General features: G+C 73.5%; 15 protein-coding genes and 1 pseudogene. 7 read left to right on the top strand and 9 right to left on the bottom strand.

What is annotated here, in order from left to right; genetic code table 11:
* Positions 1-5 precede the first annotated feature (5 nt).
* Together ACFWUY_RS07590 and ACFWUY_RS07585 are read left to right on the top strand one after the other, a co-directional pair.
* Positions 6-158, top strand: a complete 153-nt coding sequence (locus ACFWUY_RS07590) for a hypothetical protein (RefSeq protein ID WP_384103126.1) — start codon at positions 6-8, stop codon at positions 156-158.
* Positions 155-1,051, top strand: a pseudogene (locus ACFWUY_RS07585) (erythromycin esterase family protein); the annotation flags it as partial. The gene ACFWUY_RS07590 and the pseudogene ACFWUY_RS07585, both read left to right, overlap by 4 nt.
* A 19-nt stretch (positions 1,052-1,070) precedes the next feature.
* Here ACFWUY_RS07585 and ACFWUY_RS07580 read toward each other — a convergent pair.
* Both ACFWUY_RS07580 and ACFWUY_RS07575 read right to left on the bottom strand, forming a co-directional pair.
* The gene (locus ACFWUY_RS07580; RefSeq protein ID WP_384103120.1) at positions 1,071-1,739 is read right to left on the bottom strand and encodes an STAS domain-containing protein; all 669 of its coding nucleotides are present in this window, start codon (positions 1,737-1,739) and stop codon (positions 1,071-1,073) included.
* Between the two features lie 314 nt (positions 1,740-2,053).
* On the bottom strand, positions 2,054-2,374 hold the full coding sequence (locus ACFWUY_RS07575; protein ID WP_384103117.1) for a hypothetical protein: 321 nt from the start codon (positions 2,372-2,374) through the stop codon (positions 2,054-2,056).
* A 477-nt stretch (positions 2,375-2,851) separates the two neighbouring features.
* Between ACFWUY_RS07575 and ACFWUY_RS07570 the strand changes: the two genes are divergently transcribed.
* Together ACFWUY_RS07570 and ACFWUY_RS07565 are read left to right on the top strand one after the other, a co-directional pair.
* Positions 2,852-4,345, top strand: coding sequence for an FUSC family protein (locus tag ACFWUY_RS07570; RefSeq protein WP_384103326.1), 1,494 nt, complete (start codon positions 2,852-2,854; stop codon positions 4,343-4,345).
* 687 nt (positions 4,346-5,032) lie between these two features.
* Positions 5,033-6,088 (top strand): lactonase family protein, encoded by a 1,056-nt coding sequence (locus tag ACFWUY_RS07565; protein WP_384103114.1) that lies wholly within the window; start codon positions 5,033-5,035, stop codon positions 6,086-6,088.
* Positions 6,089-6,235: 147 nt separating this feature from the next.
* Here the strand turns inward: ACFWUY_RS07565 and ACFWUY_RS07560 are convergent, their stop codons facing one another.
* A complete protein-coding gene (locus ACFWUY_RS07560) occupies positions 6,236-7,159 on the bottom strand; it encodes a sirohydrochlorin chelatase (protein WP_384103111.1) in 924 nt (307 codons plus the stop codon).
* 146 nt (positions 7,160-7,305) lie between these two features.
* Positions 7,306-8,301 carry an N-acetylglucosamine kinase gene (locus ACFWUY_RS07555; protein ID WP_384103108.1) on the bottom strand — a complete coding sequence of 332 codons (996 nt, stop codon included), beginning with the start codon at positions 8,299-8,301 and terminating at the stop codon, positions 7,306-7,308.
* Between the two features lie 150 nt (positions 8,302-8,451).
* On the opposite strand from ACFWUY_RS07555, the gene ACFWUY_RS07550 reads away from it, so the two are divergent.
* Positions 8,452-9,129: a uracil-DNA glycosylase gene (locus ACFWUY_RS07550; protein WP_384103104.1), complete on the top strand. Its 678-nt coding sequence runs from the start codon at positions 8,452-8,454 to the stop codon at positions 9,127-9,129.
* A 112-nt stretch (positions 9,130-9,241) separates the two neighbouring features.
* Here the strand turns inward: ACFWUY_RS07550 and ACFWUY_RS07545 are convergent, their stop codons facing one another.
* Positions 9,242-10,324, bottom strand: coding sequence for a WD40/YVTN/BNR-like repeat-containing protein (locus ACFWUY_RS07545; RefSeq protein WP_384103102.1), 1,083 nt, complete (start codon positions 10,322-10,324; stop codon positions 9,242-9,244).
* 142 nt (positions 10,325-10,466) lie between these two features.
* Positions 10,467-11,552: an NADH:flavin oxidoreductase/NADH oxidase gene (locus ACFWUY_RS07540; protein ID WP_384103100.1), complete on the bottom strand. Its 1,086-nt coding sequence runs from the start codon at positions 11,550-11,552 to the stop codon at positions 10,467-10,469.
* 124 nt (positions 11,553-11,676) lie between these two features.
* On the opposite strand from ACFWUY_RS07540, the gene ACFWUY_RS07535 reads away from it, so the two are divergent.
* The gene (locus ACFWUY_RS07535) at positions 11,677-12,030 is read left to right on the top strand and encodes an ArsR/SmtB family transcription factor (protein WP_384103098.1); all 354 of its coding nucleotides are present in this window, start codon (positions 11,677-11,679) and stop codon (positions 12,028-12,030) included.
* A 69-nt stretch (positions 12,031-12,099) separates the two neighbouring features.
* Here ACFWUY_RS07535 and ACFWUY_RS07530 read toward each other — a convergent pair whose 3' ends face one another.
* On the bottom strand, positions 12,100-12,750 hold the full coding sequence (locus ACFWUY_RS07530) for a DUF305 domain-containing protein (RefSeq protein ID WP_384103095.1): 651 nt from the start codon (positions 12,748-12,750) through the stop codon (positions 12,100-12,102).
* A gap of 176 nt (positions 12,751-12,926) precedes the next feature.
* Between ACFWUY_RS07530 and ACFWUY_RS07525 the strand changes: the two genes are divergently transcribed.
* Positions 12,927-14,462 (top strand): LVIVD repeat-containing protein, encoded by a 1,536-nt coding sequence (locus ACFWUY_RS07525; protein ID WP_384103093.1) that lies wholly within the window; start codon positions 12,927-12,929, stop codon positions 14,460-14,462.
* Here ACFWUY_RS07525 and ACFWUY_RS07520 read toward each other — a convergent pair.
* Positions 14,441-15,112 carry a TetR/AcrR family transcriptional regulator gene (locus tag ACFWUY_RS07520; RefSeq protein ID WP_384103090.1) on the bottom strand — a complete coding sequence of 224 codons (672 nt, stop codon included), beginning with the start codon at positions 15,110-15,112 and terminating at the stop codon, positions 14,441-14,443. The genes ACFWUY_RS07525 and ACFWUY_RS07520 overlap by 22 nt on opposite strands.
* 132 nt (positions 15,113-15,244) lie before the next feature.
* Complete coding sequence (locus tag ACFWUY_RS07515) at positions 15,245-15,925, bottom strand: phosphatase PAP2 family protein (protein ID WP_384103084.1); 681 nt, start codon at positions 15,923-15,925, stop codon at positions 15,245-15,247.
* Between the last annotated feature and the right edge of the window lie 63 nt (positions 15,926-15,988).

The following is a 15,988-nucleotide window of genomic DNA, read 5'->3' as shown; positions in this document are numbered from 1 at the left end:
TGCCCGTGACGGTCGAGGACCGGCCGATGGGCGTCGTCCCGCGCGGCGACCTCGCCGTCGAACGCGATCAGGAGGCGGCCCTCGCCGCCAAGGTGCGGCCCCTGATCGACGACGAACTCGCCGAAACCCTCTTCGCGGGCAGCACGGGCCACATCTGACCAACGGCTCACGGCAGAGGCGCCGAGCAGCCACCGGGGGACACCGTGGACACGTCCCTGACGGAACAGGCCGGGCAGGTGAGGACCGACGCCCTGCCGCTGGAGGACGCCGGCTGATCGAGGAGAGGGGCTTCTCCTTCGTCGCGGTGGAGGGCGACCGGCCCGACTGCTACGCCGTCAGCCAGGCCGTCACAGCGGCCCCCGACGCTCCCGCCGATCCGCTGACGGCCCTGGAGGAGTTCCGGCGCCGGCCCACGTGGATGTGGGCCAACACCGAAGTGCTGGGCTTCACCCGCCGGCTGCGCCGCCACGACGAGTGGCTGCCGCCGGACCGGCGGACGGGGCTCTACGGCCTTGACGTGTACAGCCTGTGGGAGTCGCCGCACGCCGTGCTCGACCACCTCGCCGAGCACACCCCGCAGGAGGTGGAGCACGCCCGTGAGGCGTACGCGTGTTCCGAGCCGTGCGCGAGGGACCCGCGGGCGTACGCCAGGGCCTCCCGGCTGGTCTCGACGAGCTGCGAGAACGAGGTCCTGGAGCCGCTGGCGCGGCTGCGGCGGCGCGCCGAGGAGACGGCCGGGACGGACGGGTGGGCGGCCGACTTCGTCGCGCGGCAGAACGCGGAGGTACTGGTCGGCGCGGAGCGCTACCACCGGGCGATGGTCGCCGGCGGGTCCGAGTCGTGGAACATCCGCGACGTGCACATGGCCGACACCCTCGACCGGCTGATGGACCACCACGGCGACGCGGCGAAGGCGGCCGTCCGGGAGCACAACACCCACATCGGCGACGCCCGCGCCACCGACATGGCCGACGCGGGCACGGTCGACGTCGGCCGGCTCGTCCGCGAGCGGCACGCCGCCGAGGGCGTGGTCCTCGTCGGCCTCGGCGGCAGCGGTGCGCGGTGTCCGGCTACCGCGCCGGGACGGTGCTCCGCGGGCGCTCGGGCAGCTCGGCGGCGAGACGGCCCAGCCAGTGCCGCCCGCATCGGGGGCATGGAGGTGCGCCGCTGGGGGCGTAGGGCGATGGCACCTCCGCCCCGTTGCGGAAGTACCGCTCGGCGGCACGCCGTTCTCCGTTGCCGTTGCCGTTGCCGTTGCCGTTGCCGTTGCCGTGAGGGGAGCGTTGCACCTCGTAGTCGCGTGTCCACTCGTGCCAGCAATGGCCGCAGGTGAAGGCGACCCTCTCCACCCGGGGCGCGGCAGGACCGGGAGATCCGTCCCCGGTGCTCGTTGCCCGGTGATCGCGTACGGCGTGGGCGAGGCTGTCGTACAGGGGCATGGTGCCGTCCAGCCGGGTGGTCTCCAGCAGGTGCCGGAAGGACTGCCTGCGGCTGACCAGACGAAGCTCGCCGGACCGCTGCCTGGCTTCGCGGCGCGCGGTGACGAGGACACCGAGGCCGGCCGCGTCACAGAACTCCACGCCGCTCAGATCGACGATGACGGGCGCGGGGCTGTGCGCGGTGATCACCTCGTGCAGCCGTCGGCGCAGCTGGTCGCGGGTCGCGATGTCGAGCTCGCCGGACACCTCGACGACCGGCCGACCGTCGTAGCGGTAGGAAGAAACCGACAGATAGTCCATGGGATACCCGCCTCCCTTCCCGCCGGGCCGCCTCGGGCTCTTGTCGCCGGAGGTGTGCCAGGGCATTTCCGGATGCACATGATGCACATAAGGTACACGTCGCTGCATATGTGAGTAATGCGCCGTGGTTTCCGCTGTCAAGGGGTGCACCGGGCATCGACGCGGAGTACCGCCACCCCGTTGATCCGGCCGACGGCGAGGTCGTCGGGGCCCGGTCCGCCCGGCCGAAGCCGTACGTCGTCGACGTGGCCCGCGGCGGGTGCCCGGCGACGGTCGGGAGAGGGCCTCGTCCGTCCTGCCGGGTAGCGGCGGGATCACTCCTGCTCGCGCGCGAGGGCCAGTGCGAGCGACTGCAGGATGACGTCGGTGGGTGTCTCGGGCTCCGTCTGGTCGTAGACGTCCGCCAGCTGTTCGAAGGCCAGCACGAATCCGTTGATCAAGGCGCTCAGCGGTGCGGAGAGCTGGTCGAGCACAGCGGCCCCGACCGCGGCCGGATCGCCGGTGTCAGGGACGAGGAACGACGTCGGAATGACCTCGCCGAGCAGCTCGGAGACGTAGTCCGCTCCGACGCCACCGCGTAGAGCGGTGAGCGCCGCGATGGCCTTGAGCTCGATCTCGTTCTCGTTCTCGGTCATGTGCCTGCCCAGGGGGAAGAGGGGCGCACGGAGGCGATGCGCGCGGTGCCGCTGTGGAGCACTGCGCGGAAAACCGGCGGAGCCGTCACGATCTCCCCTCCGCTCCGGGGAATTCATCCCCTCGGGGGATAACCCGGAACAGGTCCTCCAAACGGAGCCGACGGAAAGCCGCGCGCTCCCTTCCCGGCCCGGCGGTGTGGGCCAATGGCTCCACCCGGTCACCCGCTCCGCTGTGACGGTGGGCCAATGGCCCGGTGTTTCGTCCGTCGGTTGAACCGCTGCGCCCCCTTCGGTCTATCCTTGTAGCCATCACACATCTTCGGCGCCGCGCAGCGCCGTCCGGCGACGAGGCCGGACCGGCCCGCGGTGCTTTCGTCGTGTCCGAGCCCCCACCACCCCGGGGGAGTCTCGCGCGCGGTGAGGGACAGATCAAGGGGGGCGGGATTGGCCGCCGTGCGGAAGCTGCAGAAGTACTTCATGGCCCCGGACCCGGGGCGCGTCCGGCTCAGGGTCTCGCTGCGTGCCGTTCTCGGCGTCGCGCTCGCGGTCGCCCTGGCCGAACTGCTCGGCCTGTCCCTCGTCGCGTCCATCACCGCCGGTCTCGCCGCGCTGCTCGCGCTCTTCACGGTGGCCGACCCCACGGTGCGCCGCCAGGCCGTCACCACCGCCCTGCTGCCGACGGTCGGCTTCCCCGTGCTCGCGCTCGCGACCCTCCTGCACGACGCGCCGTCCGTCCGCGACGCGGTCTGGCTGCTCGTGATCTTCGCCGGCGTGTACGCGCGCCGCTGGGGACCGCGCGGCCACGCCCTCGGCATCTTCGCGTTCATGCAGTTCTTCGTGACGCAGTTCCTGCACGCGCTCCCCGCCCAGCTTCCCGAGCTGTACGCGGCCACCGTCATCGCCCTGGGCGCGGTCGCGACCGTGCGTTTCGCGTTGTGGCCCATCGAGCGTCGGGTGCCTCCGCCGGCGGTGCCCGCCGCTCTGCCCGGGACGGGGCTCGCCCGGGCCACCACCCGTCAGGCCGTCCAGGTCTCCGTCGCCTCGGGGGCGGCCCTCGTCGTGGGACAGTTCCTTTCGGAGGAGCGCTGGTACTGGGCCGTCGGCACCGTCTGGTGGATCTTCGTCAACACCGCCTCACGGGGCGAGACGCTCGTACGGGGCTTCCGCCGCCTCCTCGGCACCGTCACCGGCATCGCCGCCGGGTTCCTCGTCGCCGTCCCGCTGGGCGGCGCGCCCGTCGCCACCGCCTTGCTGGTCGCCGTGTGCGTGTTCGGGATCTTCTACACCGCCGCCGTCTCGTACAGCTGGATGATCCTGGCGGTCACCGTGATGGCCAGCCTGCTCTACGGCCTCCTCGGGGTGCTGGACGGTGCGCTGCTCCTCCTGCGCGTGGCCGAGACCGGCGTCGGGGCCGTGTGTGCCGGTCTCGCCGTGACGCTGGTCCTTCCCGTCCGGACGCACACGACCAACGACGCCTGGATCCAGCGAGCGCTCCTCTGTGTCCGGTCCGCCACCTCGGCGTCCGTTCGGCGTCTCGCCGGCGAGGAAGCCGCCGACCCGACGCCGCACGCCGCCGAGCTCGAGGCGCTTCTCGGGCGTGTGCGGCTCTCGCTGGCTCCGCTGGTGCACCCCTTGAACCCCTTCAGGGGCAGGAAGGCGCGAGCGCGCCGGGTCCTGGTGCTCCTCGACGAAGCGGCCGGAGAGGTGCGGGGACTGGTGGCCGTGGCCGCCGACCCGGACGCCGGCCACGACGCTCGTCTGGCTGCCGCCTGCTGGCGGGTCGAGGCCGCCGTGGAAGCCCTCACTTCCCGCGAGGGGGCCGCGGTGGAGCCGGACGGTCACCTCCGGACCGAGGGCGATGTCCACCCGGGTGCGCCGGCTCTCGCCCATGCGAGGGGGCTCGCTCGCGTGCTCACGGAGCTGGACGCTCCGCTGCGGACTCCGCCCGGTGCGTGGATGGTCCGTTCCTGAGAGGGGGACCGTGCGGGGCGGTCTGCTCCGAGGCCGGAGCCGGCCGCTGACGGACTTCGCGCTGGCGGCGCGGGCCTTCGCCGTCGCGCCTGCCGCGTCCGGTCGTCGGATCGAGCGGGCCGTGACCTCCGTGCGCCTCCGCACCACTGTCACCCCCGCCCGGCGCCCCGCGGGCGACCCGGGGGCCGGCCCGGCGCCGCACGCCGCCGATCCTGCTCGGCTGTGTCCGGCTCTCCCTCACACCCCTCGTGCCCCGGGCCCTGCGGGCCCGCAGGACCCGGACGCGCCGGATACTCGCGCTCCTGGACGACCGCGCCCGGGAGACCCGGGGCCCTCGCCGTCGTCGCCGACCCGTACGCCTCGCACGACGCCCGGCTCATGGCCGCCGCCCCGCGCGTCGGGCCGCGGTCCACGCCCTCGTACCCCCGGGAAGGCCGGTACGGGCCTCCGCGGACGAAGCGGCGGGCGTACCGCACCACCACATCCCGCCGCCGAGGCGGCCCTCGGCCGTCCGCACGGTCCGGAGCCGGCCCTCGTCGACCTCGCCGCTCCGCACCTCCCCGCGTATCCCGCCGACCCGGCCGCCCGAGCCCCGGTCGGCAGCTTTGGTCTAGACCGCAGCCTGCTACCGTCGGCCGGACGGCAGGCCGGTCGACCGCGACCGGCCCCGCGGACAGGGGAGGCGTCGTGGGCGGCACAGGGACGGTTCAGGGGCGGAGCGCGGTACGGGCCTACATCGGCTCGTTCACCTCGGCCGGCGGGCGGGGCGTCCTGGCCGCCGAGGTCGACGAGGAGACGGGCGCGCTGACCGTCACCGGTGGCAGCGACGCCCTCGCCGACCCCTCGTTCCTCGCCCTCGCGGGCCCCGTCCTCCACGCCGTGTCCGAGACCGAGCCGGGAGCCGTGGCCGCCTTCGACGTCACCGGACCCGTACCCCGGCCGCTCGGCGCGTCCGTCCCCGTCGACGGCGCGGGCCCCACCCACCTCGCCGTCACCGCCGGCCACCTCCTCACCGCCAACTACACCTCCGGCAGCGTCACCGCCCTGCCCCTGGCCGAGGACGGCACCGCACGCCCCGCCACGACCGTCCTGCGGCACGAGGGCAGTGGACCGGTCGCCGCCCGCCAGGCCGCCCCGCACGCCCACCAGGTGCTCCCCGACCCCAGCGGCCGGTGGGTCGTCAGCGTGGACCTCGGCACCGACTCCGTGCGCGTCTGCGTCCTCGACCCGACGACCGGGACGCTCGGTCTCCACGGCGAGACCGCGCTGCGTCCCGGCACAGGACCCCGCCACCTCGCCTTCCACCCGGCCGGCACCCACGCGTACGTCCTGAACGAGCTGGCACCCACCGTCACCGTCTGCCGCTGGGACGCCGCGACGGGCGTGCTCGTACCGCTCGGCGAGACCCCCGTCGTCCCCGAGGGCACCCCCGGCCCCAGCTACCCCTCCGAGATCGTCGTCTCCCCCGACGGACGGTTCCTCTGGGCCGCCGTACGCGGTGACGACACCCTCGCCGTGCTCGCCCTCGCCCCCGACGGTGCCGGGGCCGCCCTCGTCGCCACCGTGCCCTGCGGCGGCACCTGGCCCCGTGACCTGACCCTCGGCCCGTCCGGACGGCACCTGTACGCGGCCAACGAGCGCTCCGGCGACGTCACCTGGTTCACCCTCGACCCGGAGACCGGGATCCCCGCGCGCACGGGCGCGATCGGGGCCCCCGCGGCCTCCTGCGTCGTCTTCGGCTGAGACGGGACACGGGACACACGGGACACACAAGGCGCACGGGACACACGAGACACGCGGGGATACGCGAGGTATGCGGAGGTACGCCGAAGGGCCCGCACCGGACGTCCGGTGCGGGCCCTTCGGCGTACGGGCGGGGTCGCGCGGCCCTCAGAGCGAGGGCGCGCCCTGCGGCTGCTGCGGCGGGATGCCGAGCGCCGCCGTGTACTGCGAGAGCACCAGCTTGCCGATCGCGGGGTAGGCCCCCAGCGGCTCGGCCGCGGCGCACCCGGCCTCCTTCGAGGCCTCGTCGAGGAGACCCTCGGCGAGCTCGGGGCCGATCAGGTACGGGGCGAGGGCCAGCTGCTCCGAGCCGGCGGCGCGCAGCTGCTCGGCGATGGAGGCGATCGAGCCCTCCTGGTCGAGCGCGGCGGCCATCACCGGGACGGCGAGGCGCGCGGCGAGCAGCATGCCGGTGATCCCCGCGGCCCGCACGGCCTCCTCGCCGCCGACCGTGGCCAGGATGATGCCGTCGGCGGCCGTCGCGACCGTGAACAGCCGGGCGCGGTCGGCACGGGCCAGGCCCGCCTCCGAGAGACGCACGTGCAGGGCCTCGGCGAGCAGCGGGTGCGGGCCGAGGACGTCGGTCAGCTCGGCGGTGCCGCCGGCGTCCATCACGGCCTGGCGCACCTGGCGCGTCTGGGCGCTGTCCGGACCGGCGAGCAGCGGCACGACGACCGCGGCGGGGCCCGTCGGGGCGCTGACCTCACGGCCGGCGGCCACGGCGAACTCGTACCGCTCGGCGCGCAGCGAGGCGGCGGCCGCGATCACGTTCGCGAGCGAGGGGTACTCGGTGTCGTCGCCCTCGACGAAACCGATCAGGGCCTCGAGGCCGGGCAGCTCGGAACGGGCGATGCTCACGACCTCTTCGGCCAGCGAGCGTATGGCGGCGGACGGCACGCCGGGCACAGCGAGAACCAGTGCGGGAGCGCCCTCGGGCGCCGCCGCGGGTTCGGGGCGACGGTGCCGCCCGGACTGACGGGGTCGAGGCATTCGTACAGGCAGGCCGGAAGCAGGCCCAGTGGGGGAGCTCATGGCGCCGCATGCTACTGGTTTCACCCGGCTCGCCGTCGGCTGAGGTACGGTCCTGCGCCTTCTGCCCCCCTATGTCCCCCCTCGGCGCCGGTCCTGACCCCGTCCCGCCCCCACACACCGCCTCCCACCTGGGCGGATGCCTCCGCCTACGGCGCCACCTCGCCGAACAGACGGAGCAGCGCGGGATCCTCCGGGAGCCGCAGCGTGCCGGTGGCGAGCGCCGCCGCGAGCGCGACCGCCCCGGCCGACGGATCCCCCGCGGGCTCCACGGCCCGGGCGTGCGGGACCCGCTCCTCCAGAGCGGCGCGCAGCGGTACGAGCAGGGCGTCGCCCATCTTGAACAGGCCCCCGGTCAGCGCCACCGGCGCCCCGGGCCCGGCGGGGCACACCGCCTCCGCGGTCTCGGCGATGTGCCCCGCCGCCCGTACCAGGATGTCCGCGGCCACCGGGTCCGCCGCGGCGCACCGCCCCACCTCCGGGGCGAAGGACGCGAGGACCGCGGGCCGGTCCGTACGGGGGTAGAGCGCGCCAGGGAGTCCGGCCGCCGGCCCGAAGAGCTCCTCGGCACGGGCCAGGAGCGCCGTGGAGCCGCCGCGTCGCCCGTCGTACGCGCGCATCGCCGCCTCCAGGCCGGCCCGGCCGATCCAGGCGCCGCTGCCGCAGTCGCCGAGGAGGTGCCCCCAGCCGTCGGCCCGCCGCCAGGACGTCAGGTCCGTGCCGAGCGCGATCATGCCCGTGCCGCCCGCGACGACCGCGCCCGGCCGCTGCCCGAGCGCCCCGGTGTACGCGGTGACCGCGTCGGCCGCGAGCGCGAGCCGCCGCGCCCCCCACGCCTCGGCGAAGGCGCCCGGCAGTCCGGCCCGCAGCTCGTCCCCGAGGGTCGCCATCCCGGCGGCGCCCACGGCCACGGCGACGACCGGCCGCGCACCGTGGGGTTCCGTCAGGGCGCGGACGGCGGGCAGGACCTGGTCGAGGAAGTGCCGGGCGGAGATCCCGCCGGGACCGGTCCGCACCGGTTCGCGGGAGACGCGGGTGCCGAGGACGGCGCCGCTCGCCGCGTCGGCCAGGGCGACCCGGAGCCCCGAACCACCGGAGTCGACACCGACGACCAGCCCGCCGGAGGGGCCGGAGGGCTCGTTCACGGAAGTCGGGGAAGCCGGGGGAGTCACGGGAACCACGGTGCACCGTCCTCGCGGGAGTGTGTGAGTGGTGGGGGAGCGGACGGAGTCTAGGGGGCGTGACGGTGAACGCCAGGGGCCGGGTGTCGGTGTAGGCCGGTAGAGTGACGGATTGTGACAGCGCGACCGTTGAAGGAACTGGTGGAGCCCGGCTGGGCCGAGGCTCTGGGCCCCGTGGCGGGCCGTGTGGCGGAGATGGGCGACTTCCTGCGCGCCGAGATCGCCGCGGGCAGGACGTACCTGCCGGCCGGGCAGCATGTGCTGCGGGCCTTCCAGCAGCCCTTCGACGAGGTGCGGGTCCTGATCGTGGGTCAGGACCCCTATCCCACGCCGGGGATGGCGATCGGGCTCAGCTTCGCGGTGGCGCCGGAGGTCCGTTCGCTGCCCGGCAGCCTGGAGAACATCTTCCGGGAGCTGCACACCGACCTCGGGATGCCGAGGCCCTCGAACGGCGATCTGACCCCCTGGACCCGCCAGGGCGTCCTCCTGCTCAACAGGGCGCTGACCACCGCCCCGCGCAAGCCGGCCGCCCACCGCGGCAAGGGCTGGGAAGAGGTCACCGAGCAGGCCATCCGCGCGCTGGCGGCCCGGGGCAAGCCGCTGGTGTCGATCCTGTGGGGCCGCGACGCCCGCAACGCCCGGCCGCTCCTCGGCGACCTGCCGGCGATCGAGTCCGCGCACCCGTCCCCGATGTCGGCGGACCGCGGCTTCTTCGGCTCCCGCCCCTTCAGCCGCGCCAACGAACTGCTCCTGAAGCAGGGAGCCCAGCCCGTGGACTGGCGCCTGCCCTGACCCGCCGGGCGCGCCCCGGTGGGGGTGTCCGACGGGTAGGGCCCGGCATCCGTTCCGTCGGCGGTCGGGTGTCAGGTGTCGGGCCCGGCGTCCGCTCCGTCCGCGTCCGGCGTCAGACCACGGCCGCCCGGACGCACAGCACGTCCGGCAGGTGTTCGGCGAGGAGTTCCCAGCTGTCGCCGTCGTCCGCGCTCGCGTACACCTCACCGTTGCGGTTGCCGAAGTAGACGCCCGCCGGGTCCGCGTCGTCCGTGCACAGCGCGTCCCGGAGCACCGTGCCGTAGTGGGCGCCCTCGGGCAGCCCCCGGGTCAGCGGCTCCCAGGTGGTCCCGGCGTCGGTCGTGCGGTAGACCCGGCACCGGCGGCCGGCCGGGACCCGGTCGGAGTCCGCGGTGATGGGGAAGACGTAGGCGGTGTCCGGGCGGTGCGGGTGAGCGGCGACCGCGAAGCCGAAGTCGGAGGGCAGCCCGGACCCGATGTCGGACCAGTTGGCCCCCGCGTCGTCGCTGCGGAACACGCCCCAGTGGTTCTGGAGGTAGAGCCGGTCCAGGTCGCCCGCGTCCTGGGCGATCTTGTGGACGCACTGCCCGAACTCGGGGTGCGGGTCCGGCAGGAACACCGCCGAGACACCCCGGTTGGAGGGCTCCCACGCGGCCCCGCCGTCCCGCGAGCGGAACACCCCGGCGGTGGACACCGCGACCGTCAGCGCGTCCGGGTCGCGCCGGTCGGTCACCACGGTGTGCACGGCCTCGCCGCCTCCGCCGGGCACCCACCGGGAGCGGGTCGGGTGCTCCCACAGCGGGCGGACGAGCTCGAAGGACTCGCCGCCGTCCGCCGACCTGAAGAGCGCCGCCGGCTCCGTCCCCGCGTACACGACGCCGAGGGAGTGGTCCGGCGCCGGGTGCAGCTGCCAGACGCGCTCGAGGGAGGCGCCGGTGTCCTCGGGGAACCTCACGGCCGGCCGCGCCGGTTCGGTCCAGCTCCCGCCGAGGTCGTCGGAGTGGAAGACCGACGGTCCCCAGTGGGCGCTGTCCCCGCCCACGAGGAGGCGCGGGGCCGGCCCCCGGGTGTCGATGGCGACCGAGTAGACCGCCTGCGCGGGGAAGGCCGGATCGTCGAACTCCCACCGGCCGTCGTGCCTGCGGCCGATGAAGAGCCCCTTGCGGGTGCCCACGGTGAGGAGTACGTCGGGCATGGCTGCCACCTCCAGGACGCCGTTGTCGCGGATACGGGCCAGTCTGCACCCGGCCACTGACAACGCCCCCTCGGACACTCCCCGCCCGGCCGCCGGCAACGGCCCCCGGACACTCCCGCACCCGGTCTCCGGGACGTGCCGGTCAGATCGCCCAGGCGTACGGGGCCGGGGCCGCGTGGGTCCGCGCGCCGAGTTCGCGTGCGGCGCGACGGGCCCAGGAGGCGTCGCGCAGCAGCTCGCGGCCGAGGAGGACCGCGTCGGCCTCGCCGTTGGCGACGATCTTCTCGGCCTGCGCGCTCTCGGTGATCAGGCCGACGGCGGCCACCGGCAGCCCGGTCTCCGCCTTGACGCGGGCCGCGAAGGGCACCTGGTAGCCGGGACCCACCGGGATCTCGGCCGGTCCGCCGTTGCCGCCGCTGGAGACGTCGAGGAGGTCGACGCCGTGCTCCCGCAGCAGAGTGGCGAACCGTACGGTCTCGTCGACCGTCCAGCCCTGCTCGCCCAGCCAGTCGGTGGCCGAGATCCGGAAGAAGACGGGGAGTTCCTCGGGCCACACGGACCGGACGGCGTCGACGACCTCGAGGGCGAGCCGGGTCCGGTTCTCGAAGGAGCCGCCGTACGCGTCGGTGCGGTGGTTGCTGTGCGGGGAGAGGAACTCACCGATGAGGTAGCCGTGGGCGCCGTGCACCTCGACGACCTGGAAGCCGGCGTCGAGCGCGCGGCGGGCCGCGTCGGCGAACTGCCCGGTGATCTCCCGGATCCCTTCCACGGTCAGCTCGGTCGGCACCGGGTAGCCCTCGGCGAACTCGGCGGGGCTCGGCGCGACGGGCTGCCAGCCGGGGCCGCCCTCGGGGACGGGTCCGCGGCCCTCCCACGGGCGCTTGGTGGAGGCCTTGCGGCCGGCGTGCCCGATCTGGATGCCGGGCACCGTGCCGTGCTCCGTGAGGAAGGCGGCGATCCGGCGCAGGCTCTCGGTCTGGGTGTCGTTCCAGAGGCCGAGGTCCGCCGGACTGATCCGTCCCTCGGGGGCGACGGCGGTCGCCTCGACCAGGATGAGCCCGGTGCCGCCGGTGGCCCGGGAGGCGTAGTGGGCGAAGTGCCAGTCGGTGGCGACACCCGCGTTCGGTCCGGTCGTCTCGGCCGAGTACTGGCACATGGGCGCCATCCAGACCCGGTTGGGCACGGTGAGGGACCGCAGGGTGTAGGGCTCGAACAGGGCAGCGCTCATGACGGACTCCGTTTCGGGATGCCTCGAAGGATGCTAGTACGATAGCTCTCGTAGTACGGCGCCTGTCAAACTACGAGGGTTCTCGTACAATGAGCGGGACCCCGGATGAAGTGGAGCCGCCGTCGTGACGACCGCCACGGGCCCCCGCGCCCTCGAACACCCCGCGCGCGACCAGATCCGTCTGGAGGCGGTGCTGCACGCGCTCTCGGACCCGGTGCGCCTGCGCATCGTGCGGGACATGGCGCGCGAGGGCACCGAACTCAGCTGCTCGTACTTCGACCTCCCGGTCACCAAGTCCACGACGACACATCACTTCCGGGTGCTGCGCGAGAGCGGCGTCATCCAGCAGGTGTACCGGGGCACGGCGAAGCTCAACGCCCTTCGCGGCGACGACCTCGACGCCCTTTTCCCCGGCCTCCTCGACACCGTCCTGGCGTCGGCGGCCGCCCAGGCCGCCCGCGAGGACGGGGCGGTCTGAGCCGGTACGACGGAGCGGCCTGGGCCGGTACGACGGGGCGGTGCGCGTTCCCGGTGCGGTCGCGCCCGCCTACATCGACCGCATCCGGTTGATCTCCGAGGTCTGCTGGGCGATCACGTCGTTCGCCATCTCCTCCACGAGGACGTTGTTGCCCTCGCTCAGCACCTCGGCGGCCATCGTCACCGCCCCCTCGTGGTGCGTGATCATCAGCTGCAGGAACAGCTTGTCGAAGGCCTCGCCCCTCGCCTTCCCCAGCTCCTTCAGCTGCGCCTCGGTCGCCATGCCCGGCATCGAGTGATGGTCGTGGCCGGACTGCTCGCGTGGGCCGCCGTTGTTCTTCAGCCAGCCTTCCATCGCGCCGATCTCCGGCTGCTGCGCCGCCGCGATCCGCTCGGCCACCTTCTTGACCTGCGAGGAGCCCGCCCGCTGCGGAGCCAGCGCCGTCATGGTCAGGGCCTGCCGGTGGTGCACGATCATCATCTGCGCGTAGTGGAAGTCGGCGCTGTTCGGACTCTCGTCCGGAAGGAGCCGGGCGGCCTCCTCCGGGGATATCCGCTTGGCCGGTTCGCCGGGCCTCCCCGGCGCCACCACCGAGCCCCCGGTCGAGGCCCCGGCCTCCGGAGCGGCCTTCTCCGTCCCCGACTCGCAGGCGGCCAGGGCGAGTACGGCGACGGCGGACAGGGCCACGGCGACGACGGCTCGCTGACAGCGGATCAACAACGCGACCTCCAGGTGTTCTTGCGGGGAGTGTGTCCGTTCCTAGCACTTTTCTCGGGGTGTCCGAGCAAAAACCTTCATTACATCTGCGTTGCCATCTGTTGAGATGTGCACGGCAAGGAAGATACTGCCGGGGTCCAACACCCGTTCAATGCTGAACGGATACCAGGGAGGACGGAGTGACTTCGTTGCGTACCCCGCGTACCACGTCCATCACGCGTGACCCGCGTGCACGGCGCAGACGCCTGGGCGTGGCATCCGCCGCGGCCGGGCTGTTCGCCACACTGCTCGTGGCCGGCCCCGCGGCCGCCACACCCGATCCCGGAGACGTCCCCGCACAGGGCAAGGTCTCCGCGGAGCAGGCGGCCGACGCGCGCGCCGCCATCCAGAGCGGTGAGATACCCGGCGTGGACGAGATCGTCCACAGCTCGAACATCGAGCACCTCGCCAACATCCCGAAGGACGCCCTCAAGGGCACCAACTCGGACCTCGCGTTCCAGGGCAAGTACGCCTTCGCCGGCAACTACGACGGCTTCCGGATCTTCGACATCAGCGACCCGAAGGCCCCGAAGACCGTCGCCCAGGTCCTCTGCCCGGGCTCCCAGAACGACATCTCCGTCTCCGGGAACCTCGTGTTCCTCTCCACGGACTCCTCCCGGAGCGACGACTCCTGCGCCAGCACCTCGCAGCCCGCCTCGGTCAAGGAATCCTGGGAGGGCATGAAGATCTTCGACATCAGCGACATCGCCAACCCGAAGTACGTCGCCGCCGTCGAGACCGCCTGTGGTTCGCACACCCACACGCTCGTGCCCAAGGGCAAGAACGTCTACGTCTACGTCTCCTCGTACTCGCCCAACGACGCGTTCCCGGACTGCCAGCGCCCGCACGACGGCATCTCGGTCATCAAGGTGCCCCGCAAGGCGCCCGAGCAGGCCGCGGTCGTCAACTTCCCCGTCCTCTTCCCGGGCGATGGCCCGGACGGCGGCGGCAACCCGGGCGGTCCCACCAACCCGGGCGTCTCCAAGACCACCGGCTGCCACGACATCACGGTGCTGCCGGAGAAGGACCTCGCGGCCGGCGCCTGCATGGGTGACGGCATCCTCTTCGACATCGAGGACCCCGAGCACCCCCGGGTGATCGACCGGGTCCAGGACAACGTCAACTTCGCGTTCTGGCACTCCGCGACCTTCAACCAGAAGGCGAACAAGGTCGTCTTCACCGACGAGCTCGGCGGCGGCGGCGCGGCCACCTGCAACGCGGCGATCGGCCCGAACCGCGGCGCCAACGGCATCTACGACCTCGTCGGCAAGGGCAAGAAGCGCGACCTCGTCTTCCGCAGCTACTTCAAGATCCCGCGCCACCAGGCCGACACCGAGAACTGCGTCGCCCACAACGGCTCGCTGATCCCGGTCAAGGGCAAGGACCTCATGGTCCAGGCCTGGTACCAGGGCGGTGTCTCCGTCTGGGACTTCACCGACTCGGCCAAGCCGAAGGAGATCGGCTACTTCGAGCGCGGCCCGGTGTCCGCCACCACCATCTCGACCGGTGGCTCGTGGTCCGCGTACTACTACAACGGCTACATCTACTCGAACGACATCGCCAAGGGCTTCGACGTCCTGAAGCTCTCCGACCCTCGTACCGACCCCGCGAAGCGGATCCGGATGGACGAGCTCAACGTCCAGACCCAGCCGGACTACTTCGACTTCGACGACTGACCGGGACCGTGACGGCCGGCTGACGGCCTGAGCGCCGGCGTGCCGTCGGGCGGACCCCCGTCCGGCGGCACGCCGGCCTCCCAGTCCAGGCCGTACCGGTGGAACAGCTCCGCCCGCAGCCGCGCGAGCGGCATCCCGGCACCTGGAAGCAGCACCGCCACCACCGCGCCCATCAGCAGGGCGCGCAACAGCGGATAGTCCGTGTCCACGTCCTCGGAGCCGTACCGGGTGACCGTGTCCCGCAGCAGGAACGCCAGGCGCTGCTGCTCCTCGCACCGCACGAACCCCTCGGCCTGCAGGATGCCCGCCATGTGGGTCCGCATCAGCGTGGGCCGCTCCGCCGCGAGCCCCAGGATCGCGTCGATCGCCCGGGCCAGCCGCTCGCGGCCGTCCTCCGTGCGCGGCTCGCGCTCCAGCGCCTCCGCCAGGGTGAGGTGCATCAGCCGGTGCACCGCCGACTGGAGGAGCTGCCGCTTGCCCGGGAAGTAGTACGAGATGAGTCCGCGCGCCGTACCGGCCCGTTCCGCGATGTCGCCGAGCGTGGTGGCCTCGTATCCGCGTGCGTCGACCAGCTCCACCGTGGCCCGCAGAATGCGCTCCCGCGACCGGCGCCGCAGTTCTTCATTGACCGATGGGCTACGCGGCGACATGCTGGACTCCTGCGTTGACTGGCTGCCGGCCAATATACTCGGCGCATCCCGTCGGCACGCCCGCGTGGCGGACCGCCGGGGATGCCGTCTGTTCTGGGCGACACGGGGGATCGTCCAGAACAGACGGCTTCGTCATGTGTCTCCCATTCTGCTCCCGCCGTTCTCCCCGGCGCCGGGCTCGGCCGGGACCCCGCGGCGCCCGCCCCGGCGGTACGTCAGGACCGCGACGGCCACGCAGCACCAGCCGAGCAGCCAGCCCCCGACGACGTCCGAGGGCCAGTGCACGCCCAGGTAGACCCGCGTCCAGCCGACGCCGAGCACCGACACGAGCGCGGCGCCCGTGAGCGTGCCCCAGCCGCGCCACTCGGGCCGCCAGCGCAGCGCGAGCACCCAGAGGAGCAGGCCGCAGGTGACCGTGGCCGCCATCGCGTGCCCGGACGGGAAGGCGGCGTACCGCGCCGAGTCGACCGGATCGACCCACAGCGGCCGCTCCCGCCCCACCAGCGCCTTCACGCCCTGCTGCAGCGCCGCGGCCAGCAGGGTGGTCGCGGCCACCCACAGGGCCGTGCGCCGCTCGCCCCACCACCACAGCAGGACGACGACGCCGGCGGCCAGGGCGCGCATCGTCACCGGGTCCCAGAACCAGTCGCTGAGGACGCGGTGGACCCGGGTGAGCCCGGGGTGGGCGAGGGCCTCGCGGTGGAGCGACTCGGCGACGGACCGGTCGAAGGAGAGCAGCGGTGTCCACCCCACGGCGACGAGGACGAGCAGGAGAAGGGCCAGGACACCGGAGATCATGGCGGAGGAGCGCATGTGCCGATCCTGCCCGACGAACGGCTCCGCATGATCCTCCGGGCGCGACGCGTTCCGCCGGTG

Source organism: Streptomyces sp. NPDC058664 (assembly GCF_042716635.1).
Taxonomy (GTDB): domain Bacteria; phylum Actinomycetota; class Actinomycetes; order Streptomycetales; family Streptomycetaceae; genus Streptomyces.
This window is presented reverse-complemented; position numbering and strand designations above follow the sequence as displayed.

What these genes read in the sequence shown, in the direction of transcription:
- ACFWUY_RS07560 (WP_384103111.1), bottom strand. Translation starts at nt 7,159, where the DNA reads ATGAGCTCCCCCACTGGGCCTGCTTCCGGCCTGCCTGTACGAATGCCT.
- ACFWUY_RS07520 (WP_384103090.1), bottom strand. Translation starts at nt 15,112, where the DNA reads ATGTCGCCGCGTAGCCCATCGGTCAATGAAGAACTGCGGCGCCGGTCG.
- ACFWUY_RS07540 (WP_384103100.1), bottom strand. Translation starts at nt 11,552, where the DNA reads ATGAGCGCTGCCCTGTTCGAGCCCTACACCCTGCGGTCCCTCACCGTG.
- ACFWUY_RS07545 (WP_384103102.1), bottom strand. Translation starts at nt 10,324, where the DNA reads ATGCCCGACGTACTCCTCACCGTGGGCACCCGCAAGGGGCTCTTCATC.
- ACFWUY_RS07570 (WP_384103326.1), top strand. Translation starts at nt 2,852, where the DNA reads ATGGCCCCGGACCCGGGGCGCGTCCGGCTCAGGGTCTCGCTGCGTGCC.
- ACFWUY_RS07580 (WP_384103120.1), bottom strand. Translation starts at nt 1,739, where the DNA reads ATGGACTATCTGTCGGTTTCTTCCTACCGCTACGACGGTCGGCCGGTC.
- ACFWUY_RS07575 (WP_384103117.1), bottom strand. Translation starts at nt 2,374, where the DNA reads ATGACCGAGAACGAGAACGAGATCGAGCTCAAGGCCATCGCGGCGCTC.
- ACFWUY_RS07515 (WP_384103084.1), bottom strand. Translation starts at nt 15,925, where the DNA reads ATGCGCTCCTCCGCCATGATCTCCGGTGTCCTGGCCCTTCTCCTGCTC.